At 55.7% G+C, this 18,621-nt stretch carries 17 protein-coding genes; 15 read left to right on the forward strand and 2 right to left on the reverse strand.

The window, feature by feature from the left end:
• The first annotated feature begins 23 nt into the window (after positions 1–23).
• The 15 genes from Q9R35_RS00870 to Q9R35_RS00940 all read left to right on the forward strand — a co-directional run bounded on the left by Q9R35_RS00870 (position 24) and on the right by Q9R35_RS00940 (position 16,954).
• Positions 24–1,028 (forward strand): major capsid protein, encoded by a 1,005-nt coding sequence (locus Q9R35_RS00870; protein ID WP_247965713.1) that lies wholly within the window; start codon positions 24–26, stop codon positions 1,026–1,028.
• A gap of 38 nt (positions 1,029–1,066) precedes the next feature.
• The gene (locus tag Q9R35_RS00875; protein WP_311219217.1) at positions 1,067–1,453 is read left to right on the forward strand and encodes a Bbp16 family capsid cement protein; all 387 of its coding nucleotides are present in this window, start codon (positions 1,067–1,069) and stop codon (positions 1,451–1,453) included.
• A 10-nt stretch (positions 1,454–1,463) separates the two neighbouring features.
• Positions 1,464–1,694 (forward strand): hypothetical protein, encoded by a 231-nt coding sequence (locus tag Q9R35_RS00880; protein ID WP_311219218.1) that lies wholly within the window; start codon positions 1,464–1,466, stop codon positions 1,692–1,694.
• Positions 1,695–1,706: 12 nt separating this feature from the next.
• Positions 1,707–2,294 (forward strand): hypothetical protein, encoded by a 588-nt coding sequence (locus Q9R35_RS00885; RefSeq protein ID WP_311219219.1) that lies wholly within the window; start codon positions 1,707–1,709, stop codon positions 2,292–2,294.
• On the forward strand, positions 2,294–4,861 hold the full coding sequence (locus tag Q9R35_RS00890; protein WP_311219220.1) for a hypothetical protein: 2,568 nt from the start codon (positions 2,294–2,296) through the stop codon (positions 4,859–4,861). The genes Q9R35_RS00885 and Q9R35_RS00890 overlap by 1 nt, the downstream gene beginning before the upstream one ends.
• Positions 4,858–5,286: a GNAT family acetyltransferase gene (locus Q9R35_RS00895; RefSeq protein WP_311219221.1), complete on the forward strand. Its 429-nt coding sequence runs from the start codon at positions 4,858–4,860 to the stop codon at positions 5,284–5,286. Before Q9R35_RS00890 ends, Q9R35_RS00895 begins: the two co-directional genes overlap by 4 nt.
• A 1-nt stretch (position 5,287) precedes the next feature.
• Positions 5,288–5,872: a hypothetical protein gene (locus Q9R35_RS00900; RefSeq protein WP_311219222.1), complete on the forward strand. Its 585-nt coding sequence runs from the start codon at positions 5,288–5,290 to the stop codon at positions 5,870–5,872.
• 4 nt (positions 5,873–5,876) lie between these two features.
• Positions 5,877–8,039 (forward strand): hypothetical protein, encoded by a 2,163-nt coding sequence (locus Q9R35_RS00905; protein ID WP_311219223.1) that lies wholly within the window; start codon positions 5,877–5,879, stop codon positions 8,037–8,039.
• Complete coding sequence (locus tag Q9R35_RS00910) at positions 8,036–10,558, forward strand: lytic transglycosylase domain-containing protein (protein ID WP_311219224.1); 2,523 nt, start codon at positions 8,036–8,038, stop codon at positions 10,556–10,558. The genes Q9R35_RS00905 and Q9R35_RS00910 overlap by 4 nt, the downstream gene beginning before the upstream one ends.
• A gap of 2 nt (positions 10,559–10,560) precedes the next feature.
• Positions 10,561–13,113 (forward strand): hypothetical protein, encoded by a 2,553-nt coding sequence (locus tag Q9R35_RS00915; protein WP_311219225.1) that lies wholly within the window; start codon positions 10,561–10,563, stop codon positions 13,111–13,113.
• Positions 13,114–13,193: 80 nt separating this feature from the next.
• Positions 13,194–15,452, forward strand: a complete 2,259-nt coding sequence (locus tag Q9R35_RS00920; protein ID WP_311219226.1) for a hypothetical protein — start codon at positions 13,194–13,196, stop codon at positions 15,450–15,452.
• Between the two features lie 5 nt (positions 15,453–15,457).
• On the forward strand, positions 15,458–15,817 hold the full coding sequence (locus tag Q9R35_RS00925) for a hypothetical protein (RefSeq protein WP_311219227.1): 360 nt from the start codon (positions 15,458–15,460) through the stop codon (positions 15,815–15,817).
• 36 nt (positions 15,818–15,853) lie between these two features.
• Complete coding sequence (locus tag Q9R35_RS00930) at positions 15,854–16,069, forward strand: hypothetical protein (protein WP_311219228.1); 216 nt, start codon at positions 15,854–15,856, stop codon at positions 16,067–16,069.
• Positions 16,062–16,517, forward strand: coding sequence for a lysozyme (locus tag Q9R35_RS00935; protein WP_311219229.1), 456 nt, complete (start codon positions 16,062–16,064; stop codon positions 16,515–16,517). Before Q9R35_RS00930 ends, Q9R35_RS00935 begins: the two co-directional genes overlap by 8 nt.
• Positions 16,518–16,531: 14 nt before the next feature.
• Positions 16,532–16,954 (forward strand): hypothetical protein, encoded by a 423-nt coding sequence (locus Q9R35_RS00940; protein WP_311219230.1) that lies wholly within the window; start codon positions 16,532–16,534, stop codon positions 16,952–16,954.
• A gap of 288 nt (positions 16,955–17,242) precedes the next feature.
• Here Q9R35_RS00940 and Q9R35_RS00945 read toward each other — a convergent pair whose 3' ends face one another.
• Both Q9R35_RS00945 and Q9R35_RS00950 read right to left on the reverse strand, forming a co-directional pair.
• A complete protein-coding gene (locus Q9R35_RS00945) occupies positions 17,243–17,869 on the reverse strand; it encodes a hypothetical protein (protein WP_311219231.1) in 627 nt (208 codons plus the stop codon).
• A gap of 203 nt (positions 17,870–18,072) precedes the next feature.
• On the reverse strand, positions 18,073–18,339 hold the full coding sequence (locus Q9R35_RS00950) for a hypothetical protein (RefSeq protein ID WP_311219232.1): 267 nt from the start codon (positions 18,337–18,339) through the stop codon (positions 18,073–18,075).
• Positions 18,340–18,621 lie beyond the last annotated feature (282 nt).

An 18,621-nucleotide genomic window follows, 5' to 3' on the forward strand; every position in this document is an offset into this window, starting at 1 on the left:
ACGGCCAACTCTAAGGAGCACATATGGCTACCCTTTCTATCCAAAATCCGACAATGGCCGATGTGGCCAAGCGCCTGGACCCTAACGGCCAGATCGCCAAGATTGTCGAACTGCTGAGCCAGAACAACGGCATCCTCGAAGACATGACCGCCATCGAGGGGAACCTGCCTACTGGTCACCGCACCACTGTGCGTACGGGCTTGCCTCAGCCGACCTGGCGCAAGCTGTACGGTGGCGTCCAGCCTACCCGCAGCACTACCGCCCAAGTGACCGACAACTGCGGCATGCTGGAAGCTTATGCCGAAGTTGATAAAGCTCTGGCAGATCTGAACGGCAATACCGCTTCGTTCCGTCTCTCTGAGGATTCCGCCCACATCGAGGGCATGAATCAGGAAATGGCTCGTACCTTGATTTACGGTAATGAAGGCACGGACCCAGCGAAGTTCACCGGCCTGGCCGCTCGTTACAACGATCTCAGCGCCCCCAGCGGCGAAAACATTATTACTGGTGGCGGTGCAGGCAACGACAACACATCTATCTGGTTGGTTGTCTGGGGACCGAACACCATCCACGGTATCTATCCAAAGGGTTCGAAAGCAGGCCTGTCGATGGAAGACAAAGGCCAAGTTACCGTCGAGAACGTGGATGGCCAAGGCGGTCGCATGGAAGCCTATCGCTCTCACTACAAATGGGATCTGGGCGCTACTGTCCGCGATTGGCGCTATGGCGCTCGTATCGCAAACATTGACGTCTCGGCGCTCAATGATCCATCCACTGCTAAAGACGCGACCATGGCTTTGATCGAATTGATGATTCAGGCCTCCGAGCGTATCCCCAACTTTGGCCAAGGCCGTGCGGCTTGGTACATCAATCGCACCATCCGCGAAAAACTGCGCCTGGGCATCCTTAACAAGATCGCCAACAACCTGACCTGGGAAAGCGTGGCTGGCAAGCGCGTGATGATGTTTGACGACATCCCTGTGCGTCGCACCGACGCGATCTTGAACACGGAAGCTGCCGTTTCTTAATTCTTTAAGGGGCCTTGCGCCCCTCCCTGGAGACCAATATGTATATCGATTCCCGCCTGGAACTGTCCGTCAAACAAGTTGTGGCTGCCGCTGGCCCGTCCACAAACGTCATTGACGTCGGCAGCTCCCCCCGACACATTGGCCCCGGTCAGCCTATGTACGTTGTCGTGCAGACCGATGCGGTTGTTGCGGCTGACGTGACTGTGACCGTTCAAACAGCAGATGCTGCCGGTTTTGCTGGTGCCGTAGCAATTGCATCCGTGCTGATTCCCGCCAACACACCTGCTGGCGCCCGCTTTGTGATCGGCTTCCCGTACTCGAACAAGCGTTACTTGCGCTTGAACTACGATGCCGCTATCACAGCATCAGCATGGCTGACCTCTCAAGAACCTCAATCCTGGGAATCCTACCCAGCCCAGGTTTAAGGGGAATGTCATGAAAGTGCGTGCAATTAAGCCAGGGTTCTATGGCTCTGATTACAAAAATGTCGGCGACACCTTTGAGGTTCCAGACGGCACCAAGTCTAAATGGTTTGTGAAGGATGTCACCGACACGACAGAGCAAGCTAGCGCCAAGGGGGCGGCCACCCAGGGAAACCCTCGTGGCGGTGGCTTTCGCCAGAAGTCCGACACGACAGAGCCAGGCACCAGCACAAGCTCGCAATAATGGAGTAACGCCATGGCTGTTTCCAAAGTAGCCATCGCAAACCGCGCGCTCACCAAACTCGGTGCAGCGCGCATTATTGCGCTGGATGATGACTCTCAGGCCTCCAACACACTGGATAGCATGTTTGACACTGTCCGCGATGCTGAGCTGCGTGCCAGCCTATGGCATTTCTCTAAGGCTCGCGCTGTATTGCCTCGATTATCTGAGGCCCCAGCATTTGGCTACAGTAGCCAATTTCAGCTTCCCGCTGATTGTCTTCGGCTGATACAGGTCGGAAGTCGGCCCGCGCAGCGCAATCCAACTCTCGATGGCTGGTACAGCATTGAGGGTGGCAGGCTGCTGGTTGATGACCCAGGTCCACTCCGTCTGCGCTACGTGAAGCGTATTGAAGACCCAACTCTTTTTGATGCCTTGTTCGTTGAAGTATTGGCATGCCGGTTGGCCGCTGAGTCGTGCGAGACACTGACACAGTCAAACACAAAAAAGCAAGCAGCATGGTCTGAGTATGAGCAGGCTTTGAGCGTTGCGCGTCGTGCCAATGCTATCGAGCGGCCTGCCTTGTCCATGTCTGATGATACGTGGCTGGAGGCGCGGAACTGATGGCAAAAGAAACCCCGATCCTGCAAACTTTCGATGGGGGCGAAATGTCCCCGTTGATGGCCGGCCGCACCGACTTGGCCAAGTACTTCAACAGCTGCAGCGTTTTGCAGAACTTCCTGCCACTCGTACAGGGTCCGCTTGTGCGCCGTGGCGGAACCCAGTTTATTAATCCAGTGAAGGCTGGTCGGGCTTGGCTGCTGCGGTTCCAAGTATCAGAGCGTGTCTCCTACATGCTGGAAATTGGCCCGTATTACATCCGTTTCTATACAGGACGGGGTCTGCTTGCGCCTGGTGGCGTTCCGGTGGAGGTGGCCACGCCGTACTCTGCCGAGGACCTGACAGATGGGAATGGCCTATTTACTCTACGTGCTGTGCAATCTGCTGACACGATGTACCTGTTTCACCCTCGACACCGGCCGCGTAAATTGCTGCGCACTACGTCTGAACAGTTTCAGTTGCAGGACGTGGACTTTCAAGGCGGGCCATACCAAGACTTAAATACTGAGAAAACTTCTACTGTCTTGGCCAGCGGAACGACTGGAACAGTAACGCTGACCTCTTCTTGGGGTATCTTCACGCAGTCCATGGTGGGCAATATCTTCTACCTTGAATCCATGGACTTCTCCGCAGTCAGGCCATGGGCGGTATACCAGCGTGTGAACATTGGTGAGCTACGCCGAGTCGATATGCGTGTGTACCAATGCACCGCTGTTGGCGAAGGAAACGAGCCAGTCACGGGGAATAACACTCCGATTCATACCGAAGGCAAGGCCTGGGACGGGGACGGCATTGATGTGCCTGACGACCAGCGCGGCCCTATTGGTGTGGAGTGGGAGTACCTACACGACAGTTCAGGCGAGGTTCGGATTACCTCTGTGCAAAGCAGCACGCAGGCAACTGCTGAGGTCATTCGGCGGCTACCCAATGACCTTGTGCCTGTCTCCGAGATAATTACCCGTGAGGTACGCATTGCGTCTGGTCAGATCGTTTCGAGCTTACCAATGCGTTACGCCGAGTTCACGACAGACGGTCCTCACTTCCTGTCAAACGGTGACACGGTGCGCTTACTTGGGACCGTCGTTCTGGCAAATCCAGGCCCGCCCCCGGTCATGTCTACGATTGACGGCACGTATGAAGTGCACCAAGCAACACCGACGACATTTCGGGTGGTGCTGACTCTAACCCAGCCTGCGCTCTCCTATGAGCCAGGCTCGATTGCCAAGGTTGAGCATGTCGTAACAGTCCCTGCTGGGGGCGCGACATATAAGTGGGCCAAGAGCCTCTACAACCAAGATGATGGCTGGCCTGAGCACGGAGCCTTCTGGCGGCAGCGCCTGGTGCTGGTACGCGGTCGGAAGGTTGCCATGTCAGTCACAGGTGACTTTGAAAACTTTGCATCCAAAATCGGTGGGGAAGTCGAAACCGATTCGGCAATCGTTCAGACGTTGAATGCTCGCCAAATTAACCGAGCAGTGTGGGTAGCGGAGTCGGACGAGCTCATTATCGGTACCGACGGCGACGAGTGGCTGATTGGGCCGATTCAACCCAACCAAGCCGTGGGCCCGGTGAACGTGCGAGCTGAGCGCCGTACCGCTTACGGCTCGCGTGCCATCGTTCCGGTCGAAGTGGGCGGCCGCGTGCTGTTTGTCCAGGCGTCTGGTCAGAAGCTGCGTGATTATGTCTTTAATTACGACACCAACAACTACGCATCGAACGACACAACAAAACTGGCTGAGCATGTACTGCGTGCTGGTGCAATTGATCTGACCTACCAGCAGGAGCCTGATTCAATTATTTGGGTGGCCCGAGCCGATGGCGTGCTTGTTGGCTGCACATATGACCAAGAGCCTGGCCGCAGTGACGTATATGCCTGGCACCCACATCCAATGATCAATGGCTGGGTGGAGTCGATTGAGACTATGCCCGCCCCCAATGGTGAAGGCAGCGATCTGTGGCTGATTGTACGGCGCGAGATCAACGGCCAGACCGTCAGGTATGTGGAACTCCTGCGCAATCCACTGGGAAGCACTGAGAACCCTAGCGAAGCCTTTTATGTCGATTGTGGGCTGACGTATCGCGGCCCTGAGGTGACAGTCATTTCAGGTCTTGATCACCTTGAAGGGCAAACAGTGCAGGCGCTGGTGGACGGCGCGGCTTCGCCTGATCGTGTCGTTACCAATGGTGCCATAGAGCTTCAGTACGCCGGTGAGGTTGTCCATGTTGGGCTTCCAGCTCCCTGCGCGATGGCGACCATGGGGGTTGAGGCAGGCGCTACAAACGGCACAGCGCAGGGAAAGACCAAACGCTTAACCAATGTCATTGTTCGCATGCACCGCAGCCTGGGCGGCAACCTCGGCCCGTCTCCTGACAATCTTGAGACATTGAACTTTCGTAGACCCAGCCAGCGCATGAACAACCCACCGCCTCTTTACTCCGGTGACAGTGAGCCAATCCCATGGCGTGGTGGCTACGAGCGCTCGGCCAAGATTTGGTACACGAATGAGCAGCCCTTGCCGGTCACGTTGCTGGCTCTGATGCCGGTCGTTTCTACGAGTGATGACCGATGAAGATCGTAGCCCTTACCTCCGATCACCTGCTGGCTGTCCAGTTGCAACAGGCTCAGGCCTATGCCATTCCAACGGTGACACCCGAACACGCCCAAGCCTTGGTATCAGCGAATGGCGTGGGCTGGGCTGCACTGGACGATGACGGCACCGCTATAGCCTGCGCTGGGATTGTTGAAATGCACCCTCAGCGCGGCATGGCCTGGGCGTTGCTCTCTGATGCCGCACTCAGCCAGTTCAAAACCATTCATCGGGTGGTTTCCCGCGTTGTCGAATCTGCGCCTTGGCGTCGGCTGGAAATGACGGTGGATAGCCAGCACACAGCTGGAATCGCTTGGGCTGAACGCCTGGGTTTTAAATGCGAAGGCCTCATGGTCGCTTATACCCCGGATGGACGGGACTGTTTTCTTTTTGCGAAGGTGAAGTGATATGGATCCATTTACCGCCGCCATCATTGGCTCTACAGCGCTGCAGGCTGGTGGGGCCATCATGCAGGGCAACCAGCAGGCTGCAGCCTACGGACAACAAGCGAACGCTGCTGAGCGCAATGCCAAGATGTCTGATATTCAGGCGCGCCAAGCCTACGATGCCGGTTTACAGAATGAATTGGCCCAGCGCCGTAGCGCCTCCCAACAACAAGCCGATGTCCGCGCATCGGTCGCCGAATCTGGCTTTGAGTCGGGCAGCGGTACCGCGCTGGCCATCCAAGGGCAGTCTGCTCGCGACTTGGAAATGGACGCCCTCCAGACCAGATACCAAGCTCTGCTGCAGGGGCAAGGCTTTGAACAACAGGCAGTGATGGATCGGTATGCTGCCAAAACTTTACGCCAGTCAGGCAAGAGCGCCCGCCGAGCCGGATACCTCAGTGCGGCAACGAGCGTACTTTCTGGTGCAGCCGGGTATGGTCTGGCTACCAAGGCTGGCGCAGCAAGTGCAGCTACGCGCGGGGGCGGTCTTTCGCCCGGCGGCGGTGTCGGGCTACGCGTCGGCAACGTGAATCAATACTGGGGGTAAGACAATGGCAACTCGTATTCCAATACCTCTTGGTCAGCAGCGTCAGTCTACGCCGCTGGGCATGCCTGCCGCCCGTGCGCCGATGATGGCTGTTGAAGATCCAACAGGTCGAGTTGTTGCTGGGCTGGGCCAAGCAGTTGGTCAGATCGGTGATGCGGTTAAACGACAGCAGAAAGAAGACGCAATCGCTTGGGTTTCCAAGGCCAGCAGTGACGACCAGATCAAATGGATGCAGCGCATGATCGAGCTGCAAGAAACCGCAGAGGCTGGTGCTCCCGACTTCACGCCGCGCTTTATCAAAGAATTTGATGACTACGCTGCCCAGGCTGTAGAGAACGCCCCCGAGTTTGCGCGTGCCGCTTACCGCGAAAGCCTTACCCGTCAACGCACTCAGTTTGGCGGCAACGCCATCAACTTTGAGGCAACAAAGCGCAGTGAGCACATCGTGTCTCAGTACGGCACAGGCCTGGACTCCGACGCACGCTCCATCGCGCTGGAGCCATCTCTATATGACGAACGCCGGGCATTACGACTGGCTGCCCTGAATGAGTCGACCCTGCCCGCATCAGTCAAAACAAAGTTGATCGGGGATGCCGAAGCCACCATGGCCTATGCCGCTGGCGCAGCGATGATCGACCGGGACCCGCACGGAGCCGTAGCAGCAATGGAAGCCGCTTCCCGTGGCGAGGCCGTTGATGGGTTCCGCTGGATCAACCGCTTGGACTCTGACCGTATCCAGCAGCTTCGCACCCGCGCTCAGACCCAGGCCGACCGCATCGACAATAAGGCCCGGATTGAGCAAGACAAGGCGGATGCTCGGGGCCAGCGTGCTATTGGTGAAATTGACCGCCAGATCTCGACTGGTGTACCTGCTACTGCTGATGACATGCTGCGCTGGGCGAACATGGTTGCTGGTACCGACTACGAGCAATCTCTCCGGGACATGCTCAAAGGTCAGCAGGAAGTGCAGGACGTTCTGCGCATGCCCATTGCAGAGCAACAGGCATACGTATTGCAGCGCCGGATGCAGCAACAAACTGCTGGCGCAAACCCTACGGCTATTGCCAACCTTGACCGAGTAGAGCGTGCAATCGAATCGAACAGCAAACTGCTTCAGGAAAACCCGCTGGCTTGGGTGGAGCAAAGAGCTGCACAGCCTGTGGCACCGCTCGACTTAACTATGTTGGCCAACCAGGACGGCATTGCCGTGGTGGGCCAGCAGCTTCGTGACCGCTCGGATGTCATCCGTGGCATGCAGTCGCAAAACCCTCCTGGCGTTGTAAGCATGCGCCCATTGTTGGATGCGGAAGCCCAAGCCCTGACTAATGCTTTCAAGGAAGGGAGTGCCCGGCAGAAGCGTGAAGTACTTGGGGCGCTGTATTGGGCTGCCGGTGAGCCTGATACCTTTCAAGGAATCGTGGAGCAAGTGGATGGGATAAACCCGTTCATGGCTCGCATGGGGCGGCTGGCCAGCAGTTTTGAGCAATCCAAGCTGACAAACTATTGGTTCAGTGAAGATGTGGTGCAGTCTGCCGGTGATGCTGCTGCTACCGCAATCCATGGAGACGAGATCCTGCTCGCTGGTGGTAAGGCTGGAACAATCAGCTATCCAGTCCCGAAAGACAATGAATTTATGGAGGCTCTTGCGAGCAAGGCCCAGAATCTCTATCGCGGCTCGGCCGATGGAAGTAGTGCGGCGGATGAAATGATGCGGGATGCGTATGCCATTAAAGCGTATTACGTCGGCAAGGCCGCCCAGGACGGTAGTCTGTCTGCCGATATGGATACAGATCGTCTTGACCAAGCGATTTCAGCTGTGCTCGGTGAACCTGTTGATTTCAATGGCCAAGGCAATGTTCTTGCTCCTTGGGGAATGGATCCCGACTCTTTCACCGCTAGGGCCAATTCTGCAATTAGCCGCCAACTCCAAGAGCGCCAGCTAGGTGCTGACGTTATCCAATCTGTGGATAACGTTGGGCTGATTGCTTTTGGACCAGGGGCGTATGTGGCTACCTTAGGGGGGGTGCCGTTGCTGGATCCTGCTACTAACGACTTGATCATCATCGAGATGTCTCCGGACGCAGACTCTGGGCGTGATTCGTTTGGTGTATCCGCCTCGGATCTGATCCCACGCCAACCGAGCAACATTACGGGGGCGACAGAATGATGCGAGCTGATCAGAAGCGACTGCAAGCCCTTCGTGACGCGGCCAAAACTCCATCTGAGATTCTGGGCAGGTCTGAGCCTGGGGTGTTCTCTGGCGCGGCTTCGGCAATTCCACAAGGGGTTGTGACCGGCGTTGCGCAGGTGGAGGGGCTTGTGGCTGGGGTGGCTGAACGTGCGTATCAGCCGGTGCTGAACGCTCTTGGAAGCGCCACGGGCATTGAGCCTTGGAACCCATTCACAAGTTTGCGCGGCCAAGCTGATGTATGGGCACAGCAGTACAAGCCAGATCCAATGACCACGGGCATGGTCGGTCAGATCATGTTTGATGTGTCCCGCGTCTTAACCCAGGTGGGTGTGGGCACTGCTGCCAGCTTGGCCACGGGTGGTACAGCTACCACCGCAATGCTGACGGGGGCGGCGACAACCGGGACTGCCACTGGTCGAGCTACCTTCCAAGACATGACAGGCAAAGGCGTCGACCCTGGTACCGCCGCGAACATCGGGTTCATTGACGCCCTTACTGTTGGCGCTGGTGTTGCTATGCCAGCCTCAATTGGCTTTCGGGCACTAGCCACACCCTTGAGCCAGGCTGGGGTGGGGTTAAGTCGCGGCGCATATTACGGCGCGAACGTAGCCTATGGCGCGGCTGCCAACGTCGCAATGGGGGCTGCGCAGCGTGGCGCTACGCATGAGCTCCTGCAAGCGGGCGGTTATACGGCCATGGCCCAACAGTACTCCCCACTGGATACAGCATCAGTGGCTGCCGAGGCGATTCTGGGTGCTGCATTTGGTGCGGTCGGCGCACGGGCTGGGCTGCCCAACGCCGGAGAGCAGGCCGCCATTGATGCAGCCCTGACTGCTCGTGATGCCAAGCACGCGGCCATCGACACCGCCCCAGGCGTACCGTCTGACCCAGCATCGGCTGCGGCACACAGTCGCTCAATGGGAACCGCCACACAGCAGCTATTGAGCGGCCAGCGTGTCGATGTGGGGCAGACTGGCATTGAGGATGGCTCCTTTGTCACCCGCCCACGATCCCCTGAGATCTCGGATGCGGCACGCACTGAGTATCTGATGGATCTGCCGCCAGCCACCCGATACTCACCCAGCGACCGCCTCACGGCTATGCCTGTGGTCAGCCGTACACGTTTGCGGTTTGATGCCCCTGAGCTCAATGAGTACGCAGCCCAGGTCGAACAGCAATACAACCTACCGCCCGGCCTGATTAATGCGCTGAAAAACGTAGGGGAGCGCAGCAACAGCAATCAGGTAAGCCCGCGCGGTGCCCGTGGCGTAATGCAGTTTATGCCGGAGAACCTGCGCAAGTATGGGGTTGCTGACGCCTCAGATCCTGTTCAGATGATCGACGCCGCCGGGCGTTACCTGCGTGACACCATGCGCCAGTACGGTGGCCACGTTGACGCGGTGATTGCCGACTACAACGGCGGGCCACGGCAAGCCAGAGAAGTCTTGGCAGGACGGCAACCAAAGGCAAAAGAGACACAGGACTATCTGCGACGGGTTCGCCAGTGGCTGGGTCGGGAGGGATCTGGTCGCGGTCAAGATTCGGGCATGCCTCGGCAAGCCGCCGAGTCTGGCGCCATCGTTGAGCCGATGCCTGTTATCCGGCCAGAACAGGCCAGAGCAGCCCGCGCGATCGATGTCGAGTTGGCGACTCTGGACACTGAGCGCGCACAAGTCCTGGCTACTGCCGGAAACGAAGCAGAGCTTGGACAGGTAGTGCAGATCCGCTCAGAGCTGCTGGACCTGCATGCACAGCGCAGCACTTTGGATGAAACCGACGTGCGGCCTCTTGCAAAGGAGATTCAAGCTAGCACTCCACGCACCAGCTACAAGGAAGCTTTGAGCATGGCCCGTCGCCAACGGGCATCTGAGGCAATGGAGCTGGAATCACGCATAAATCGGCTGGAAGGCGTACTACGAGAGAATGCCCAAGCAAACCAAGCAGCACAGCAGTTAGCCCGCATTGATGAGCAGGCCGCCGTATTGCGCGACAACCGGGCCATGATTGAAACGCCGCCATTGGTTGAGCAGCAGTTACCTGGCGCTGTACGGAGCGCTTTGTCTGAAATGGCTTCTGCTGAGTCCGGCGTTGCGCCACCTCCAGCAGGTCAGGCCCCAGGCGCTCCCCGGCCTCCTACTTCTGGTCAACCGGGTGCAGGACAGGCCCAGCTCGGCCAGACCCGTGCTCCCACACTTCCACAAGAGCCTTCCCAAGCGGTCGATGCTACCGGCGCGACAGATGGTGCACCACCTGTACGCCAGCAGACACAGGGCGACAGCCGCATCATCAATACAGCCGATGACGCCGAGACTCAGGCCGGGCTTGCTCTGCTGGACGAGCAAGGCGACATCGTTGTCCCGATGGAACTGGAAAACGGTGAAGTCGTAAATGTGTCTCTGCGCCAAGCCCTGGCCGAAGCGGATGCCGAACTCAAATACAGCACACCCGAAGCATTCAATGCTGCCGTGGTGTGCGCCATGACCAAAGGTGAATAACAATGCGCGCTGAATGTATTGATGCAGTTTCCCGTGCCCTGGGTCGCCAGATTACCCAGGCCGAAGCGACGAATATTGAAGCCCGTATCATGCAGGCAATGCGCAAGCTGGCCAGCCAGGACAGGGCTAACTGGTTGGGCATGACAGAAGGCGACCGCTTTATGGCCGCTGCTGACATGGCCGCCCGCGATGTTGCGGCCGATGCGGCACTGAAACGACGCCGGGTGGCACTAACCGCCTTGCGGCACGATGCCGTCAAGAGCTATTTGCAGAACTCCACTCACAATGAAATGGACTCCCTCAAACGGATGCTGGCGTTTTATAGCGACGGGAAGAGCGGGAATATTTCTGTCGAGAGTGCAGCAAAGGCTATCCGTGACGATGCGCTCGGGTCTGTGCTGGATGCGTTGGAGACAACCAAGGGCGACCTGCTTGGGGTGTTCACCAATAAGCAGGGCGTACTGGATCTGGTGACTGAGCTGCGAGGGGGCGACTCTGGCAACCCATTGGCCAAGGCTGGGGCAAAACAGTATGCCGAGACAGCCGAGCGCCTGCGTCAACGATTCAACCGGGCAGGAGGGAACATTGGTCGGCTGGAGGATTGGGGTATGCCGCAGTCACATAGCCAGCACTTGGTGGCAAAGGCTGGGCAAGATCGCTGGATTGCGGACGTTGTTGGGAAGGTTGATCGGGAGCGCTACACAAATCCGAACGGAACCTTGATGGACGACACCCAGCTTACAGAGTTTCTGAAAGAGGCCTGGAACACCATTGCTACCAACGGTGCGAGCAAGATTGAGCCAGGCAAGCCCACCGGCAACGGTATGCGCGGAAACCGTGGCAGCACTGAGCGACAGATTCACTTCAAGGACGCTGAGTCTTATATCGAGTATCAGCGACAATACAGTGAAACTCCCATGCTTCAGTCCATGCTGAACCACATCGACATGATGGCGCGGGACATTGCCTTGGTCGAAGCACTTGGGCCAAACCCAAACAATATGATGCGGTACTGGATAGACAATGCTCGCAAGTCTATGGCTGATCAAGATCCAGTATCAGCTAACAAGATTGAGAACGAGGCGACCCGGCTGGAAACCTTGTACAACGAGATCTCGGGAGCAAGAAGTCTGGCGGTCTCTGATTCGTTGGCGTCAGCCTTCGATACTTACCGTGCACTGAATGTGGCAAGCCGTCTTGGCTCTGCCGCTTTGACGGCCATATCGGATATTGGTACCCAGACGATGACGGCTATCTATAACGGTATTCCGGTAACCCGCCTTTTCATGAATGAGCTGCGCAGTCTCAATCCTGCCAATAAAACGGATCAACGCACAGCGCTGCGCGCAGGTCTTGGAATTGACCAGTTCATTGGCTCAATTAACCGCTGGGGCGTTGATGGCCTTCAACAGGATGCGTTTGTTTCTGGACGAATGGCTCGGTATGCCCAAGGAGCAGCTGCCGGACTTATGAAATTCTCTGGGCTGAACGCTTTATCACGTGCTGGGCAGCAGGCCTACTCTTCTGTGATGATGGACAGCCTGGGCGAAATGTCTCGCACCTTTAGCCAAATCGGTGATGCAAAGACGGGTAAGTTCCGTGAGTTGGCTGAGCGTGCCAAAGAATACGGGATCACTGATACCGATTTCGCTATTTGGAAACTCGCCCAGCCAGAGGACTGGCGCGGCATGGGGGATACGGTACTGACAGCACAAAGCATTTACCGGGTGCCGGATACGACATTGGACCCGCTGGCCAGTCAGTTGGGTGTCACGACTCAAGCGCTACGCGATCAAGCTGCCACCCGCATGATGGCATTTGTTAATGGCGAGACGAGCATGGCTGTGATCGAAACTCCCACAGCGCGTGAGCGTGTCGCCATCTATGGCCGATTTGGTAAAGAGCGCGGTAGCTTGCCTACAGAGCTGTACCGCTCTGCTATGCAGTTCAAGAGCTTCCCGATTGCCATCATGATGCGGCATGGCCAGCGTGCTATGGGACAGGCGACCGGGGTCGGCAAGGCCTCGTATGTTGCTGGGCTTGTCGCGCTTACGTCGGTCTTTGGTGGCCTGGCTGTGCAGGTTAATGAGGTTGCGTCAGGGCGTGATCCCCTCGATATGACAGATCCACGGTTCGCAGGAAAGGCATTCCTAAAAGGCGGTGCTCTCGGCCTGTACGCTGACTTCCTTTTCTCTGATCAGACACAGTACGGGTCCTCGCTGGCGGGAACGCTTGGTGGCCCGATCCTTAGTGATGCTGATGACTTCCTTAAGTTGACGATGGGTAACATCCAGCGCACAGCAGAAGGCAAGGACACTGATACCGGCGCACGGGCGGTGCGTATGCTGAAAGGCAAAGCCCCCTTCGCCAACCTCTGGTACACAAAGGCTGCAACTGATCGGATGATCTTCAACCAGTTACAGGAGATGGCCTCGCCTGGCTATCTGCGGCGCATGGAGCGTCGCGCCCGAAAGGAGTTTAAGCAGGAGTACTTTGCATCGCCCGATGGCCGCAGGTTGCGTGCGCCGGATCTGAGTAGGGCTGTAGGGCAGTAACTAACCCTATACGATTCGGACAAAAGTCCGCGCCCACAATCAGACCATGACAGGCATTATCCCCCCAGATTGTGCCTGCCATGACAGTTTCCTCAGAACAGTCCCGTGTTCAGTACGCCACCGATGGTGTGGCTACGTCCTTTCCTGTGCCGTTTCGATTTCTGAGCGCACAACATTTGCGCGTGTCTTTCGCCCAAGGTGATGGCGATGCGGTTGAGCTAGTGCTTGGTCGGGACTTCGACGCAGTTGGCGTAGGCAACCCGTCGGGCGGTACCGTCACAACCTATACGGCCTATCCCGCTGGTGGATCAATTGCGATTGAGCGAGTTGTTCCGATCACGCAGGAGACCGCTTATCAACGGAATGACCCTTTCCCAGAGCGTGCGCACGAGCAGGCCCTAGACAAACTGACGATGATCTGTCAGATGCTCGGGGGCTACTTCGGTTTAACCCCTGGATCAATACAACGTGCTTTAACGCTGGGCAAGCACGATCGAGACGGTCGCGGCGCATACCGTGCTCGCAACAATCGGATTACTGATTTAGGCGATCCACAAACAGACACCGATGCTGTAAACCGACGATCAATGTTCTCGTTTGTTGTTGAGTACGTAGACCGTGCGATTGCGGGTGTCAGTGGTGGATTTGGATGGTTTTTACAAAAAGGTCTTGGTGCCATCTATCGCCCCTTCCAAGACAAGATGCGTGATGTCGTGAGCGTCCGTGACTACATAGCGACACCCGTTGACGGGGAAACTAGCAACCAAGAGGGGATTGTCGCTGCCGTGGCGGCAGCGGAACAGCTTGGGGCCGATCTTAATTGGCCGGCTGCAGATGGTGATTACATTAGTACGGGCAATATCCCCGGCTTTCATCGTGTGCGGCATACCGGCTGCGGTGTTATCCGTCGTGGGTTGAACCGCTGGCATATCACGCCTCGTTTAGACGCAGACGTAAACACAGTGTTTATTGCTGATGAGTCAGCGCAGGGCGATGAAAACAATGATGGCCTGTCTGACGACTTCCCTCGCCGGTATGTCGACATTCCGGCAACAGTGCTGTCATTTGCAGGGAAAGAATCCGCGGGAACTTGGCGGTTCCAGTTCGCACCTGGAGTTATTCAAACAACAGGGATTCGTCCGATTAATTGGCCTGTTTTCAAAAATCGGCTCGAGTTTATCGGTGCTCAGGTTCCCTGGAACACGAAGCCGACAAGCATTATTGATGGCACCAACTCCGCAGAGGCCTATGCATTCCGAGCTGAAAACTCTAGCTCACTGCTGAACTTGTTATTCCGTGACTTACTGGTTCGCAAGTTCGATAACGGCACCGCAAACTCGGGTGGCATCATCTTGTGGAATGACTGCCGCGTATTGACAGAAAACCTATGGATTGATGATTGCCCTTTTGGTATCTCCACAAGGTACGGTTACCTGCGCGTGCTGGGCGGGAAAGTCTCAAACTGTCTTACGCTGGGCATTGCTGTCACATACACGGCCACTGGAAATATTGGCAGCTTGTCTACCGAGCGCGATGAAGGCGTGACGATCGAAAACTGCAATCATGGTGTCGATGTTGGGCGTCATGGTATCTGCTATATGCAGAAGAACACCTTCATAGGTAATAACTACAACATTTACGCTTCCCGCTACTCGCGGTTCCGCAATCAAGCGAACCGACATGTCTCATGGAAGCGTGCGGCAATCTACAGCGCCTGGAGCTTGCATACTCCAGCCAACGGGGTTCAGCCAGACACGTACGAGCAAACGCCTACAGCCGATGCGCCTATGTATGAGCACTTCCGAGCCGAACACTTGGATATGCATACAGGCCCTATGCTTGCCCGACACCACATGTCAGACGGTGCACTTATCAATATCGATAACTCCGCAGGGCAGATGATCCCCCTGGCTAGCCGGAATGGAACCTGGGTTCCCTACCGACTCCCAGGCGGCACCTTGTATGCGAACAACTGGCGCTTGAGACTTGAGTTTATGGTGACTTTTTCAAGCGGGGCAGGCGGCGAACTGTCTTTTTCTGGGGCTGGAACAACTGAATCGGCAAGGCTGGCATTAATCAATATCGCACCAGTAGACGGCTCGAAAGTCGCAAAAGTGACATTTGATTTATACCCAACAACAGCGGCCGCAGGGACGTGTCGCTACCGGGTGGAGGTTGTGGGGTCGAGCATAAGTCTTGAGGCGAGAGGCACAAATTCCCTGAATCATTCTACGATCCGCTCCCCAGATGAATTGCTCAGACTGTTTCGTTTGAACTGGACGCCGTCCACAAATGCATTGGCCACGTTCTACAACCTGTTCACCTATATCGAGGCATAGCCATCATGTACACGATCATTGAAACAAAGGAAATTGCGCAGTCATTGAGCGTTACGCTGCTCGACTACATAAAAGAGCGCGGCTACATGTTGTGCAGGGGCAACTTTGATTTAGCAGACGAGGAGTTTTCTCAGGCTCCATCTTATGAGGATGTGGTTCAGGCCTACGAAGAGGTTAGAAGCTTCCTTTATGTCGCGCAGGCAGATCCTATGGGATTTAAGACTTTGCGGGATGAGGCATCCAAAGAAGAATATCTGGAATTGATAGGCAGAATCAAAAATGAATGGGCAACACCCAGTGAGAACGACCTTCGGAGACGCCTGGCGTTGATCTCCACGTTGAAAAAAGATGATTCGCAGAAATAGATCTCGGAGGCCCTTATGCCCCAAAGGAATTTACGAATGAATAACGATGGCCTGAATTTCGCGATCAGCACTGGCGGTGGGCTTTTTGCATGGTGGCTCGCCGCCTTCAGCGCAATATTGCCGATTCTGTGGGTGGCCTATGTTGTGATCCTGATCGCCATAAAGCTGCCCGAGCTGTATCAAAAAAATCCAATCTTCCGCCGTGTATGTGATTGGCTTGTTAACCGTTTCCGTCGGGGGCGTCATGGATAAAGGAAAGATAGCCGCTGGCGTGGTTGCGTCTGCAGTAGCGCTGGTAGCCGCCTGGGAAGGGCGCTCGCTGGTGGCTTATGTGGACCCAGTGGGTATCCCGACCATTTGCGAAGGCTACACACACGGCGTCAAGCTGGGCGATGTGGCTACGCCGGAGCGGTGCGATGCGTTGACTGAGCAGGAGGTGCGTAAGGCTCTTTCGGTGGTAGACCGCTCTGTGCCACAGTCTTTGCCGGATGGTGTGCGCGTTGCGCTGGCCAGCTTTGTCTACAACGTGGGGCCAGGCGCATATGGCAGCTCCACGCTGCTGCGCAAGCTGCGGGCTGGTGATCTAGCCGGAGCCTGTAATCAGTTGCCGCGCTGGGTGTATGCGGGCAGTAAGAAGCTGCGCGGCTTGGAGCGGCGGCGCGAAGCGGAGCGACAGATATGCCTATCAAGTCTGCAATAGTGGGAGCTGCTGTTTTGGCAGCCCTTATCTTTGGGGCCTTTGTGTATGGCAAAGGTCAGTACCGAAATGGCTACGCCGACGCCCAGCAACACGCTCAAGCGCAAGTCAAACGTATTGAACAAGGAATGCAATATGAGAAAGAGAAAGCCGATGTCCGGCTTCGGGCTGCGATCCTGGCCCGTGAGGCGGCAGAACGTGACGTGGCTGCTGCTCGCAGCCGCCTTGACGGGCTGCTCAGCGCCCATGGCCGTGATCCCGCGAATCCCACCGCCAGCGCCCGAACTGATGGAGCCGACCCCGACTGGATCGGAGGTTTTGCAACGTGCTACGCAGAATATTCAGCACTGGCATCAGATTCTGCTGTCTGGGCAGACCGAGTGAATGGGCTGCAGGATTGGGCTAGAGTAGTGCAAAGGAAAGCCAATGAAACTCCGTGACGCTATCTACTTCAGTATGCGCTGTGTGACGGCTTTAGCACTGTTCGGTCTTCTATTGAAGGATCCACTACGTGCGATAGCCGCCTGTGCCGTAATCTTGGTTCTTCCTTTCATCCTGCAGATCCCTGAGTAAACGATTAGAGGGAGAAGATTCGTCCCTGCCGCAGCAATGCTTATGCTTGTTCTCGCTTCCTCAGCAGCATGGTTGGTATAACCAACATTGCCAGCTAATGTGGCGATCTAGTTGTTGCACTGGCTTTGGGATTTTAGCTCTAGATGAACAAGCTATCATTTTGGCGCGTTTGTTATCCAATTAACATGAGGAGGAAGTGATGCCGCTGCATTTTTAGGTAAAAGAAAGGTGACCCCCGTTACAACTCCACCAGTGATAGTTAGGTTTTCAAAAGAAATAGCATTGAAAATTTGAGCGTGGTCGTTCAGTACCACATAGTCACAGTTGATGTACTGGCCATTAGTGAGAGTCAGAGTGTCCAGGCAAACTATATTTGCGGGGCCTATCAAGAAACATTCGTTAAATATTTTATGTTTATGCGGGGTTGGAATTGGCAAGCTAAAATCGCTCAGTTTAATCATTTGCCGGTTGAAACTATTTTCAAGAATATTTATACGATCACTATCTTCGGCTGCTTTTTTTAATAGTGCTGCATATCCAAGCTTTTGTTTTGCGGCCGCCCATATCCAAACTAATATGACACCTAAGATCGCCCCGAGAATTGCAGCTGCAATCCATGAGAAAGGTGCAAATTTCGTAAACGGTTCGGAAAGAGCTACGCTCCAAGCACTAACCGATGAAGACCCGATCACTGTGATCAGCATGGGCCCCCATCGGTATGCGGCTTCTAATAGGGATAAAACGCCTCCGCTTGTGGAGACAGCGTTTTTAAATCTGTGCATGTGTTTCCTCGGTTATTACTAGATTGCTAGCAACGTGGCATCTTAGTAGCCTGCATGTCTGTGGATAAGGCGTGCATTGTAAGCGTTATGTTACCGCCGGACTGCGCAACGCGGTCGGAATGTGCACAGCAAGATATACAGAGCTGGCAGGAGTCGCTGACCGCTACCGGGGCGATCTGATGGCACTGCAGGGGTATGCCCGGTCAGTTGTCAGCGGCCCGTAGCTGCTCAACAGTGCGCTGCTTCTTGCGCCATTCCTTGACTGCCTTGTGCTGACGCACGGTAATCGCAAGGTCCCCATATTTTCGTTCTTTGCGCTCGTTGTGCCAGGGCGTGCCTTCAATCAGAACAAGGAACTCATCGGTCTCGCGCAAGATGCAGCGCATGTATGAAATCTCATGCAGTAGCATGTTGATTTCTGGGTCTCTGCCGCGTCGCGCTAATATGTCTTTGAGCTGTTCCGCGCTCATGCCTGGTTTCTTTTGCCTGAACATAGATTTGCTGTATAAAAAAACAGTAATTTAGCACTTGGTGGCGTGGCAGGTGTTTCAGATTGTGGACGCAAAAAAGCCCGCTCTATGGCAGGCATGTTGAGACATTTATGGTCTTTTTTAGGGTATTGGTATTTCAAGTTATTGATTATTAACTTATTGTGGATTCCACCCTGTCCGCCACCTGGAATTTTGAAAGCCCTTGATTATTCAAGGGCTTTTTTGTTTTCTGTTGCTTTGATCGTCCTGCTCTCTGAGCAT

It is taken from the genome of Alcaligenes sp. AB3, from assembly GCF_031844565.1.
GTDB lineage: Bacteria > Pseudomonadota > Gammaproteobacteria > Burkholderiales > Burkholderiaceae_B > Alcaligenes > Alcaligenes faecalis.